The following is an 11,551-nucleotide window of genomic DNA, read 5'->3' on the forward strand; positions in this document are numbered from 1 at the left end:
GATCTACGCCGAGCTGGCCACCAACGAAAAGGTAGGGCTGGAAGTGGCGGCCGGCGCTTCGTTCGCTGGGGCCCGGGCTTTAACCTGCATGAAGCACGTGGGATTGAACGTGGCGGCCGACCCGCTGTTCTCCATGGCCTACATCGGGGCCACCGGGGGGTTCGTGATCGTCTCGGCCGACGACCCCGGCCTGCACTCCTCCCAAAACGAGCAGGACAACCGCTATTACGCCAAGATGGCCAAGATCCCCTGCCTGGAGCCTTCCGATTCCCAGGAATGCCTGGAGCTGGCCAAGCTGGCCTTTGAGCTTTCGGAAAAGTTCGATACCCCGGTGCTGCTGCGCCTGACCACCCGCATCTCCCATTCCAAAGGCATGGTGGAACTGGGCGAAAGAAAGGAACATAAGCCCACCGGCTATGTCAAAAACGTGGCCAAGAACATCACCATCCCGGCCCATGCCCGCAAGTTGCACGCCAAGGTGGAAGAGCGCCTGAAGAAGCTGGGCGAATACGGGGAGACCTTTTCCTATAACCGGACAGAGAAGGGCGATAAGAAACTGGGGATCATTACCAGCGGCATCTCCTACCAATACGCCAGGGATATATTCCCTCAAGCCTCCTACTTAAAACTGTCATTGACTTTTCCGCTTCCGGTCAAAAAGATCACCGACTTTATCAACTCGGTCGACGAAGTTTATGTGATCGAAGAGAACGATACTTTTCTGGAAGAACAGATAAAAGCCTTGGGCTACAAGGCCTCCGGCCAAAGCGCCTTTGAAAAGGTGATCACCGGAAAATCCAAAGTGCCTATCTTAGGCGAGCTGGATCCCACGGCGGTGGCCAGAAGCTTTAACCTGCAAAAGGAACCGGCCTATAAAAATATTGAGGTTCCGGGCCGGCCGCCGGTGCTCTGTCCGGGCTGCCCGCACCGCGGGGTCTTCTTCGCCCTTAATAAACTGAAGCTGACGGTTACCGGAGACATCGGCTGCTACACCCTGGGGATGATGGAGCCATTAAACGCCATGGACACCGTGATCTGCATGGGCGGCAGCGTCACCGCGGCCATGGGCCTGGAGAAGGCCTTAGGGCCCGAAATGGCCCAGAAGACCGTAGCGGTGATAGGCGACTCCACTTTCTTTCATTCCGGGATCACCGGACTGATAGACATGGTCTACAACAATTCTAAAGGGACGCTGATCATACTGGACAATCGGATCACCGCCATGACCGGGCATCAGCAGAATCCCGGCACCGGCAAGACCCTGCAGGGGCAGGAAGCCCCGATGGTGGACCTGGAGCAGTTGGTGAAATCCTGCGGGGTCAAACATGTCCAGTTGATAGACCCCCTGAACCTGAAGGAGACCGAGGCGGCCGTCAAGGCGGGGATGCAAAATATGCCTGCGGCTGGGCTGCCCGGCCATTTCGTTTGATAAGGCCAAGAAAAAATCCCACATAGATCCTTTGTACTGCATCGGCTGCCGGGTCTGCGCCCAGCTGTGTCCCAAGGAAGCGATGGGACGGGAAACAGTAGCAAAGTAGTAGAGTAGTAGAGTAGGGGTTAAAAGGAAATTGAGATGAATAAGTTTCGCGACCTAAAGGTATATCAAAAAGGAGTAAAATTTTCGCATTATGTTTATGAACTTACGTCTGGTTTTCCCAAGAGCGAGATTTTTGGTTTGACCTTCCAGTTGCGAAGGGCATCGTGTTCCATAGTATTAAATATTGCCGAGGGAGCGGGCAGCGATTCCAGCCGGGAGTTTGTCAGATACCTTGAGCACAGCCAGAGATCAACTTTTGAAATGATGGCCGGAATGGATGTAGCTAAAGAGATCGGATACGTTAAACTCACCGAATATGATGCTTGCCAACAGGAACTAACAGAAATAAGCGTAATGCTCAAAGGATTACAGCGAAGCTTAAAGAAAAAAACAATAACGTCAAACGTCCAACATTAATACGTTACTACGGCAGAAGAGAACATGAATACAGTAAATATATTGATCTGCGGAGTGGGCGGCCAGGGAGTGCTTTTGGCCGGGGACATCATCGCCGAGACGGCCATCGCCGGCGGTTTTGACGCCAAGAAGAGCGAGGTCCACGGCATGGCCCAGCGGGGCGGCAGCGTGGTCAGCCATGTCCGCTATGGGCAGAAGGTGAACTCGCCCCTGATCCAACAGGGCACGGCCGACGTCATCCTGTCGTTTGAAGAAATGGAGACCGCCCGCTATCTGGATTTCTTAAAGCCCGGCGGGATAGCGGTGATCAACCGGCAGCAGGTGGTGCCCATGACGGTGGCCACCGGGGCCGCCGAATATCCCCAGGATATTGTGGAGCAGATCAAAAGGCAGGGGGTAAAGGCGGTGGTCTGCAACGGGGTGAAGCTGGCCGACCAGTCCGGTAGCGCCAAGACCATCAACATCGTGCTGCTGGGAGCGCTGTCCAGGCATCTGGGCCTGCCGGCCGAAAAGTGGATCGCGACCATAGCCGGCCGGGTACCACCCAAGACGGTGGCAATGAACAAGAAGGCTTTTGAGCTGGGTTTGAAGGGCTGAAAATTACTTTGCCACCAAGGCTCAAAGGCACCAAACCAAATCGTGAATTGTAAATTGTGAATGGTAATATTTGTCTTAGTGCCTTTGTGGTGAAAAGAAAAGACTAAAGTGACTGAAAATACTAGCCTTCCGCCTTACGGGCAGATAGCTCCGATCTACGATATCCTGATGTCGGAGGTGGACTATAAGTCCTGGGCGGAGTACATCCTTAAACTGCTGGAACGAACAGGCATCAAGCCCGGCCAGAGCCTTTTGGACCTGGCCTGCGGCACCGGGACCATGAGCCTGTTGTTGGCCCGGGCAGGCTATCAAGTCGCGGGAATAGACCTGTCGCCGGAGATGCTGAAGGTCGCCCGGCAGAAATCAAAAGAACAAAACTTGGCACTGGAGTACTTTCAGGGGGACCTCCGGACCTTCAAAGCTGGAAGTAATTACAATGTAATTACCTGTTTCTTTGACGGCATCAATTATCTTTTGACTTCGGAGGATGTCGCCGCCTGCTTTACCTCGGTTTACCAGACGCTGGCTCACGGCGGAGCCTTCATCTTCGACGTTAACACCATACATGCCCTGTCCCGGTTCTGGGGCAACAACACCGAGATGCGGGAGGACCAGGGAGTGATCTCGGTCTGGAACAACCGCTATTTGCCGGCCTCAAATTCCTCGGAGCTGACCCTGACTGCCTTCGTTCCCAGGGGCGGGCTTTATGAAAAACTGGCCGAGCGGCACACAGAGCGGGCCTATCCGCTGGAGGAACTAAAACAGGCTTTGATCAAAACAGGATTCTTCCAAGTGGAATGCTTCCGTCAGAACAGCCAGGAGCAGCCATCAGAGGATACCAAAAGGGTAACGTTCCTGACCCGTAAACCATAAATCGGGTGCCAGAAAAATGAAATTCATAGCCGATCTCCACATCCACTCCAAGTTCAGCCGGGCCACCAGCCGGGACATGGACCTGGAGCATATCTGCGAATGGGCCAAGTTCAAGGGCATCGAGCTCCTGGGCACCGGGGACTTCACCCATCCCGGCTGGCTGAAGGAACTGCGCTTTAAGCTGGAGCCCAAGGGCGGCGGGATCTACCATTACCGGGGGGTCAACTTCATCTTCTCGTCCGAGGTCTGCTGCATCTTCACCAAGGACGACAAGGTGCGCAAGGTCCACACCCTGCTCTTTGCCCCGTCGCTGGAGGAGGCCGAGGAGATAAACGCCCGGCTCAAAAGCCACGCCGACCTGTCCGGGGATGGCCGGCCGATCGTGCCGGTCTACGCCTCGCGCCTGGCCGAGATGGTCTTCGAAGCCTCCCCGGAAGCCATGGTCATCCCGGCCCATATCTGGACCCCGCATTTCTCCATGTTCGGCTCGCAGTCCGGCTTCGACTCGGTGGAGGACTGCTTTGAGGAACAGACCCCCAACCTCTTCGCTGTGGAAACAGGGCTCTCATCCGACCCAGCCATGAACTGGCGGCTGTCTGCTCTGGACAAATATTCCCTGATCTCCTGTTCCGACGCTCACAGCCCGTTCCGGCTGGGCCGCGAGGCCTGCGTCTTAGACTGTCAGATGGACTACTCAACCATCCGCCGGGTGTTGAAGGACAAGGACAAAAGCCGCTTTCTGCAGACCCTGGAATATTTCCCCCAGGAAGGCAAGTACCATTACGACGGCCACCGGGCCTGCAACCTAAGGCTTTCACCAACTGAATCCAAAAAGCACAAGGGGCTTTGCCCGGTCTGCGGCAAGAAGATCACCATTGGGGTTCTGCACCGGGTGGAAGACCTGTCCGACCGCGTCCCGGGCCATGTGCCGGATAATTCCATTCCCTTCAAGTCCCTGATTCCGCTGGAAGAGATCCTGAGCCTGGCCCTGAAGGTCGGCACCGGCACCCAGCGGGTGAACCAGGAATACCACAAACTGATCTCCCATTTTGGCAGCGAGTTCAATGTCCTTTTGGAAGCCCCGATGACGGAATTGACCCGGGTTACTTCGCTGGTGGTGGCCGAGGCGATCCTGAAAATGCGGGCGGGCCAGGTTCATATCCTGCCGGGATATGACGGGGAATACGGAACGATAAGTTTTGATGAGGACAAAACCGAAAAGAAAGAGGCGGAGAAACCGGCCAAGGGCAAGACCAAAAAACAGATGGAGATGTTCTAAAATCAAAAATCAAAAATCAAAAATGGAATTTCCCGATAGAAACTGGGTCTTTTTTGACATCGGCAATGTGATCTTTTACGACCTGCCTTTGCTGGCCTGCATCTGGAGGCATTTCTATCTGACCTTAAAGGAGGCCGGGTGGCAGGCATCCTTTGGACAGGTGCTGGAGTTTCGGGAGCAGATACTGCTTTCGCGCCCGCCGGAGGACAACCCCCGCTGTCTGATTGCCCAGCGTTACGTCTCTCATATCTCGGAAAGCATCAGGCGCAAAGCGGTGGATGACTGGCATCACCTTTATCCCGGGGCCAATCACCCGCTTCCCGGCATCGCCAAGGTCATAGAACAGTTGCGCGGCAATTACCGGCTGGGCATCATCGCCAACCAGCCGGACCTGGCCCTGGACGAACTGGAAAAGCACGACCTCAAGCATCTGTTCGACCGGATCGTCATCAGCGATGTGGTGGGCTACCACAAGCCGGATGTCAGGATCTTTGAGGAAGCCCTGAAGCGGGCCGGCGCCGATCCCAAAAATTCCATCATGGTGGGCGACCGGATAGACAACGACATCCGCCCGGCCAAGTCTCTTGGCATGAAGACCGTCTGGCTGGACCAGGATTTCAGGGCCATGTCCTACCAACCCAAGGACAATTATGAGAGGCTGTATATCCAGAGTTATCTGAAGATCACCGGGATCGATCAGGGGATAAAAGGCCCGCAGGACCGGCCGGATGAGATCATTCAGACCATTGACCAACTGCCTGAGGCCTTGAGCCGGATCAGCGCCGGGAAAAACACATTGGCGGAGGCTATGACATGAAAAGGATCTGGGCCCCCTGGCGGATGAAATACATCAGCGGCCAGAGCCAAAAGGAAGAGCCGGGCTGCATCTTCTGCCTGAAGCCGAAGCAGAATAAGGACCAGGCCAATTACATCCTGCGCCGGGGCCGCAAGGCTTTCGTGCTGATGAACCTGTTCCCCTATACCAACGGGCACTTGATGATCGCGCCCTACCGTCATATTGGCGATTTCACCAAACTGACCGAAGCCGAGCTGCTGGAGATGATGAAACTGGCCCAGCTGTGCTGCAAAGCCATGGGAAAAACCATGCGGCCGGAGGGTTTCAACCTGGGGTTCAACCTGGGGCAGACGGCCGGGGCCGGGATCGCGGACCACGTCCACCTTCACGTAGTGCCGCGCTGGAGCGGTGACACCAACTTCATGCCGGTGATCTCGGACGCCAAGATCATCTCCGAGGGGCTGGAGGAGACCTTTGCCAAGCTGGCCGATGCGCTTAAAAAGGTAAAATGAAATATCTGAAATATCTGATACTGCTGTTACCGTTTCTTATGGCCGGGTGCCGGGAGCAGCCCCGGTGGATGAAATATCTGCAAGCTTGGCCGACCGCCAGGGTAATCTGATGATATCTTACTTCGGGCGGTACCAAAGCCCCATGATCATGGCCGGGGTTAAAGTTATTCTATTGTTTGACAAGAACCATGACCTGACCAAAATATTCGTTTACGAAGCGCCTTTGGAATGATGACCTCTAAAATACAGACGGTGGCGGTGGCCATGTCCGGCGGGGTGGACAGCAGCCTGGCGGCGGCCCTGCTGGTAAAAAAAGGATACCGGGTGATAGGTCTGACCATGCGCTTGTTTTGCTATGACGGGATCAACAACGAGAAGAACTGCTGTTCCCTAAAGTCCATCGAGGCCGCCCGCCAGGCGGCTCAACGTTTTGGGTTCCCCCATTACGTGATGGACTGCGAGCCGGAGTTCAAGGCTTCGGTGGTGGATTATTTCATTGAACAGTACCGGCAGGGCCGCACCCCCAACCCCTGCGTGGCCTGCAACCAGAAGATAAAATTTGGACTGCTGCTGAACAAGGCTAAGGGCCTGGGCTGCGAGCTGATGGCCACCGGGCATTATGCCAGGATCAAAACAATCAAAGGGCAACCGGCCCTGGCCAAGGGGAAAGATTCAAAAAAGGACCAGTCATATTTCTTATGGACCCTGACCAGGGAACAGCTGATCTCGTCCCTGTTCCCCTTGGGCGGCCTGGACAAGCAGCGGGTCAGGGAGCTGGCCACAGACTACGGCCTGGAGTCGGCCCAGCGGCCGGAGAGCCAGGAGATCTGCTTCATCCCCAAGGGCAAATATTCCGATTTCATGAAAAAAGAGATCGGCTCAAGGCCGGGCCCGATAGGGAACAGGCAGGGGCAGATTCTGGGACAGCATCAGGGCATCGCGAATTACACCATCGGCCAGCGAGGGGGCTTAAGGATAGCCCTGGGGCGGCCCCAGTATGTGGTCTCAATAGACTCCGCTCAGAACAAGATCACCGTGGGCGAGGACGCAGATCTCATGACCAATAGACTTCTGGCTACAGATGTCAACTGGATCACTAACCAGCCCAAAAGGGTTGTCAAAGCTGTGGTTAAGATCAGGCGCCAGCACGCCGGAGCCGAGGCAGTGGTGATAGCGCTTGACGGCCACCGGGCGGAAGTATCATTTAAGAACCCGCAAAGGGCGGTCACGCCGGGACAGTCGGCGGTATTCTACAAAGGAGATCTGGTGCTGGGCGGGGGAGTGATAGAGTCAAACAACAGCCAGTGGCACTAAAAGGAACGTTATGTTCAAGCCAAAATATTTTTACAACGATAGTATAGTCAACAACCTAACCCTGATTGCCGAAGCGCGGGCGGTTATTTTGAACGCTCCGCTGGTGCCCAAATGGGAAGTGTCGTTGCGCCGGGAGGCGTTGATCCATAGCGCCCATGCCTCCACCGCCATCGAGGGGAATCGGCTGACCTTGGAAGAGGTCAGCGCCCTGGCCCAGGGCCGGGACATCATGGTAAAACGAAAAGACAAGCAGGAAGTAATAAATTACCTGAAGGCTTTGGAAGATATCCCCAGGCATTCCCAAAAGACTGCCCTTGGTCTTCCCGACCTTTTAAAGATGCATAAAACAGTTACGACCGGGACATTGGATAATCCCAAGGACGAAGGCGCATTCAGAAATTGCCGGGTGGCGGTGGTGAATAAGGCCACCGGCCAGATTGTGTTCGAGCCGCCGGCAGTTAAAATGGTAAAGCCTTTGGCGGAAGATCTTCTAAAGTGGTTTGGTTCGCCTTTGGCCCTTAAAATTGACCCGGTACTTCAGGCCGGCATAGCCCATTACGAGCTGGTAAGGATCCACCCTTTTGTGGACGGCAATGGAAGAACCGCAAGAGTTTTGGCCTCGCTGGCGCTGTACAAACGGGGCTTTGACGTTAAACGGTTCTTTGCCCTGGACGATTACTACGACCACGACCGCCCGGCCTATTATGCAGCGCTTAAAAGCGTTAATAAAAATACTTTGGATCTGACCGCTTGGCTGGAATATTTTACCGGGGGCGTGGCGGTGAGCATTAAGGGCGTTAAGGACAAGGTGATGGCTTTAAGCCGGGATATAAAGGTTCTTAAGGACAAGGGGCAAATTGCCTTGACTGCCAGGCAGATGAGGATTGTGGAGTTCATTAACGATAATGGAAAAGTAACCAATAAAGACATGCAGGCCATGCTGAAGGTGTCGCCCCAGGCGGTGCACAAGGAGATTACCAAGTTAGTTAAGCTGGGCGTGGTTAAGCCGGTGGGTCTGGGCCGGGCCATGCATTACGAACTGGCGTAGGGTTGATGATTAGGTTGATGATTTGGTTGATGATTAAAATGACGGCCACCGGGCGGAAGTATCATTTAAGAACCCGCAAAGGGCGGTCACGCCGGGGCAGTCGGCAGTGTTTTACCGGGGCGACTTGGTGCTGGGCGGGGGAGTGATAGCTTGACAAAAAACAAAAATTAGAAATTAAAAAATCTTTAAGCGGAGAATGTAAGATGCCTAAATTCCTAAAAATCATCCTGATCATAGCGGCCGTGTTCGTGGTGGTATTCGCGGCCGCCGGGATCACCCTTAAAATGATCTTTACCCCGGAAAAACTGCGGACCCTGATCATGCCCAAGATCGAACAGGCGGTGGACCGCAAGGTCATGGTCAACAAGTTTTCGCTTAAGGTATGGACCGGGCTGGGGGTAGAGCTGGACGGGATAGAGCTGGCCAACGCCAAAGGCTTTGCCGACCAGCCCATGGTCAAAGTGGAATCCATAGTGCTCAAGATCAACCTGCTGGGATTGCTGAAGCGGCAGTTGGTAATTTCCAGTCTGGTGATCGACAAGCCGGAGATACTGATAGAAAAGGACATCAAGGGCGTCTTCAACTTCTCCGATCTGGTCAAGCCCGCGCCCCAAGGGCAGGAGCAGAAGACAGCCGCTCCGCCCTCGTCCTCGCCGGTCTCTTTGGCCATGCAGTCCTTCCGCATCAAGGACGGACGGTTCGAATTTGAGGACCGGCAGGGCAAGGTTAAGGCCCTGGCTTTCGGTATAAACGAGGAACTGAGTTTCTCGGCCGACCTCAAGCTGGAGAACATCCGGACCAAGGGGACGATCAAGGTGGCCGACATCTCGGCCGAGGCGCCGGGACTCAAGGTCAGCAAGATCTACGTCAACATCAACCACGACATCGCGATCAACCTGCCGAAGAAAATAGTCACCATCAACGACATCACGGTGGCCCCGCAGGGCATCGCCTTTTCCCTGGGCGGCACCGTCACTAACTTCGACAGCCTGCCCATTCTCGACTTGGCGCTGAAGACCTCCGCCATCGAGATCAAGCAGATCATCAACGCCCTGCCGCCGGAGATTAAAGCTCAGGCCAAGGACGTTCAGGCCACCGGTCAGATCGAGCTGGGCCTAAAAGTAACCGGGCAGATAGATCCCAAGGACCCCAGGTCCCTGCCCAAGGTGGACGGCTCCATGGCTCTTAAGAACATCGGCATCAAGTACGCCATGCTGCCCAAGTCGGTCTCCGACGTCAACGGCCAGATCGCCTTCAGCGAGAAGGACCTAAACATCAAAAACATCTCGGCCAAGCTGGGCACGGCCGGGTTTTCAATGTCCTGTTTAGTTCAAAACTTCGAGAACCCTTACGTCAAGGCCGCCTTCAAGGGAAATTTTGACCTGGGCGAGGTCAAGGACTACGTGCCGCTGGAGGAGGGCCTGACGCTGTCGGGAAAGATCAACGCCGATTTCAAGGCCGAGGGAAAGATCAAGGACGTCAACAGTTTTAAAATGGACGGAAAGATCGAACTCAGAAACCTGAACTTTGCCACCGCGGCCCTGCTGAAGCCGGTCAGCGACATGAACGGCACGGTGCAGCTGACCAAGAATCTGATTAACATCCCGGACATCTCCTGCAAGATAGGGAGGTCTTCGATGTCCTTCAATGCCCAGGTCAAGAACTTTTTGAGCCTGGTCCCGGAGCAGCCGGCCCCCAAGGGCGGCAAGGCTCCGGTCGTTTTACCCAAGCAGGGCAAGGCCGTGATTACCTTCGCCCTCAATTCCCCGCTTTTAGACCTGGACGAGATGCTTCCCCCGCCGCCGAAAGCCTCCGACGCCGCCAAGTCTTTGTCGGACAAGAAAGCGCCGCCTGTAATGCTGCCCCTGCCCGATATGCTGATGGACGGCAAGGTGCGGATTGCCAAGATCAAATTCCTTAAAATAGACTTCGACAACCTGGCCGGCAATCTGACCCTGGCCGACCGCAAGCTCAATCTGGACGGGCAGGTCAATGTCTACTCCGGCAAGGTGCGGGGCACGGTCTGGGCCGATCTCAACGATCTCACAAAAATTGAATACCGGCTGGGGGCCAACGCCGAAAAATTAGAGGCCGATGATTTCCTGACGGCCCTAACTCCATTAGACAACCGGATGCATGCCAAACTGGACGTCAAGGGCGACTTTTCCGGCCTGGCCCCGGACACTATTTTAATCAAGAAGACGCTGAAAGGGCAGGGCAAAGCCAGCACCGGGGAGGGCAAGATCACCAACTGGCCGATGCTGGCCGACATCCTCAGCTACTGCAATCTGAGCGAGACCCGGGAAGTATCCTTCCGCTCACTTACCATGGGCTTCAGGATCGCGGACGAGAAGATATATCTTGATGACCTGCAGATGGCCAGCAAGTTCGGTGACGTCAGCCTTTCCGGCAGTTCCAGTTTCCTGGGTTACCTGGACTACCGGGTGTCCATAACCCTGACCAAGGAGGAATCGGACAAGGTCAAGCTCAAGGGCGGCAACGTGGCCGGGCTTTTCACCAACAAGGACGGCCGGGTGGCGCTGGACCTGCTGGTCAAGGGGCAGTCACCCAAGCCGGGCATCGGCCTGGATACCCAGATGGCCCAGGCCCGCTTAAAAGGCAAGGCCCAGGAGGAGATTGACAAGGCTAAGAAACAGGCCGAGGAGGCGGCCCAAAAACAGGCGGAGGAACTGAAGAAAAAGGCGGCGGAAGAGGCCAAGAAGCTGTTCAAATGGAAGTGAAGTATCAGTAAATAAAACAGCCCTGCCGTGACGGCAGGGCTCTTCTTTATGGGTGCAAATGATCTGTGGACAAGTTTATAACATTTTATCAACTGCCCTTTTTATACCTACGATAATAAATATAAGCAAACATAACGACACCTATTATAGTAAGCGCAACAGTCACCACTTTAATGATTAAATTAAAACATTCACGCCAACCACTTTTAGCAATAGAGCAGTTATAACAACACAAAGCAAATAAAGCGGATAGGGTAACAATGCTTTCCATTTCCAATATTTCCAACTCTCAATAGTAAGGAGCTGTAACGAAATAATATGACTATTATAGATTTGGCAAAATAGTGTAATTCCAATCACCAGGGAACTTGTGTGGTTTTAGGTTTATCCTGGATAGTTGCTCATCTGTCAGCTTGATGCCCTTGGGGTACTTTTTA

General features: G+C 54.6%; 12 protein-coding genes and 2 pseudogenes. 13 read left to right on the forward strand and 1 reads right to left on the reverse strand.

The genetic code is table 11. From position 1 onward, the window contains the following. From HY768_05675 to HY768_05735, 13 genes and pseudogenes are all read left to right on the forward strand, one after another. The coding region (locus HY768_05675; GenBank protein MBI4726699.1) for an indolepyruvate ferredoxin oxidoreductase subunit alpha at positions 1 to 1,429 on the forward strand (1,429 nt) is incomplete at its 5' end. After that, positions 1,383 to 1,538: pseudogene (locus tag HY768_05680) on the forward strand (4Fe-4S dicluster domain-containing protein). The gene HY768_05675 and the pseudogene HY768_05680, both read left to right, overlap by 47 nt. A 35-nt stretch (positions 1,539 to 1,573) precedes the next feature. Beyond that, positions 1,574 to 1,954, forward strand: coding sequence for a four helix bundle protein (locus HY768_05685; GenBank protein ID MBI4726700.1), 381 nt, complete (start codon positions 1,574 to 1,576; stop codon positions 1,952 to 1,954). A gap of 24 nt (positions 1,955 to 1,978) precedes the next feature. Then, positions 1,979 to 2,551, forward strand: coding sequence for an indolepyruvate oxidoreductase subunit beta (locus tag HY768_05690; protein ID MBI4726701.1), 573 nt, complete (start codon positions 1,979 to 1,981; stop codon positions 2,549 to 2,551). 108 nt (positions 2,552 to 2,659) lie between these two features. Next, the gene (locus tag HY768_05695; protein MBI4726702.1) at positions 2,660 to 3,424 is read left to right on the forward strand and encodes a class I SAM-dependent methyltransferase; all 765 of its coding nucleotides are present in this window, start codon (positions 2,660 to 2,662) and stop codon (positions 3,422 to 3,424) included. 16 nt (positions 3,425 to 3,440) lie between these two features. Continuing rightward, a complete protein-coding gene (locus tag HY768_05700; protein MBI4726703.1) occupies positions 3,441 to 4,703 on the forward strand; it encodes a DNA helicase UvrD in 1,263 nt (420 codons plus the stop codon). Positions 4,704 to 4,725: 22 nt separating this feature from the next. Next, complete coding sequence (locus tag HY768_05705; GenBank protein ID MBI4726704.1) at positions 4,726 to 5,520, forward strand: HAD family hydrolase; 795 nt, start codon at positions 4,726 to 4,728, stop codon at positions 5,518 to 5,520. Beyond that, positions 5,517 to 6,011 (forward strand): HIT domain-containing protein, encoded by a 495-nt coding sequence (locus HY768_05710; protein ID MBI4726705.1) that lies wholly within the window; start codon positions 5,517 to 5,519, stop codon positions 6,009 to 6,011. The genes HY768_05705 and HY768_05710 overlap by 4 nt, the downstream gene beginning before the upstream one ends. 64 nt (positions 6,012 to 6,075) lie before the next feature. After that, on the forward strand, positions 6,076 to 6,243 hold the full coding sequence (locus tag HY768_05715; protein ID MBI4726706.1) for a hypothetical protein: 168 nt from the start codon (positions 6,076 to 6,078) through the stop codon (positions 6,241 to 6,243). Then, positions 6,240 to 7,325, forward strand: a complete 1,086-nt coding sequence (mnmA, locus tag HY768_05720; GenBank protein MBI4726707.1) for a tRNA 2-thiouridine(34) synthase MnmA — start codon at positions 6,240 to 6,242, stop codon at positions 7,323 to 7,325. Before HY768_05715 ends, mnmA begins: the two co-directional genes overlap by 4 nt. Positions 7,326 to 7,335: 10 nt before the next feature. After that, positions 7,336 to 8,373 carry a Fic family protein gene (locus tag HY768_05725; GenBank protein ID MBI4726708.1) on the forward strand — a complete coding sequence of 346 codons (1,038 nt, stop codon included), beginning with the start codon at positions 7,336 to 7,338 and terminating at the stop codon, positions 8,371 to 8,373. Between the two features lie 40 nt (positions 8,374 to 8,413). After that, positions 8,414 to 8,527, forward strand: a pseudogene (locus HY768_05730) (tRNA 2-thiouridine(34) synthase MnmA). Between the two features lie 49 nt (positions 8,528 to 8,576). After that, on the forward strand, positions 8,577 to 11,114 hold the full coding sequence (locus tag HY768_05735; protein ID MBI4726709.1) for an AsmA family protein: 2,538 nt from the start codon (positions 8,577 to 8,579) through the stop codon (positions 11,112 to 11,114). A gap of 325 nt (positions 11,115 to 11,439) precedes the next feature. On the opposite strand, the gene HY768_05740 is transcribed toward HY768_05735, so the two are convergent. Continuing rightward, positions 11,440 to 11,551, reverse strand: a 112-nt coding sequence (locus HY768_05740; protein MBI4726710.1) for a hypothetical protein, incomplete at its 5' end; no start/stop codon positions are given.

Source organism: candidate division TA06 bacterium (assembly GCA_016208585.1).
GTDB lineage: Bacteria > Edwardsbacteria > AC1 > AC1 > EtOH8 > UBA5202.

Bases quoted from the DNA above. Each gene is read 5' to 3' on its own strand.
- HY768_05685 (MBI4726700.1), top strand. From the start codon at position 1,574: ATGAATAAGTTTCGCGACCTAAAGGTATATCAAAAAGGAGTAAAATTT.
- HY768_05690 (MBI4726701.1), top strand. From the start codon at position 1,979: ATGAATACAGTAAATATATTGATCTGCGGAGTGGGCGGCCAGGGAGTG.
- HY768_05700 (MBI4726703.1), top strand. From the start codon at position 3,441: ATGAAATTCATAGCCGATCTCCACATCCACTCCAAGTTCAGCCGGGCC.
- HY768_05705 (MBI4726704.1), top strand. From the start codon at position 4,726: ATGGAATTTCCCGATAGAAACTGGGTCTTTTTTGACATCGGCAATGTG.
- HY768_05710 (MBI4726705.1), top strand. From the start codon at position 5,517: ATGAAAAGGATCTGGGCCCCCTGGCGGATGAAATACATCAGCGGCCAG.
- mnmA (MBI4726707.1), top strand. From the start codon at position 6,240: ATGATGACCTCTAAAATACAGACGGTGGCGGTGGCCATGTCCGGCGGG.
- HY768_05725 (MBI4726708.1), top strand. From the start codon at position 7,336: ATGTTCAAGCCAAAATATTTTTACAACGATAGTATAGTCAACAACCTA.
- HY768_05735 (MBI4726709.1), top strand. From the start codon at position 8,577: ATGCCTAAATTCCTAAAAATCATCCTGATCATAGCGGCCGTGTTCGTG.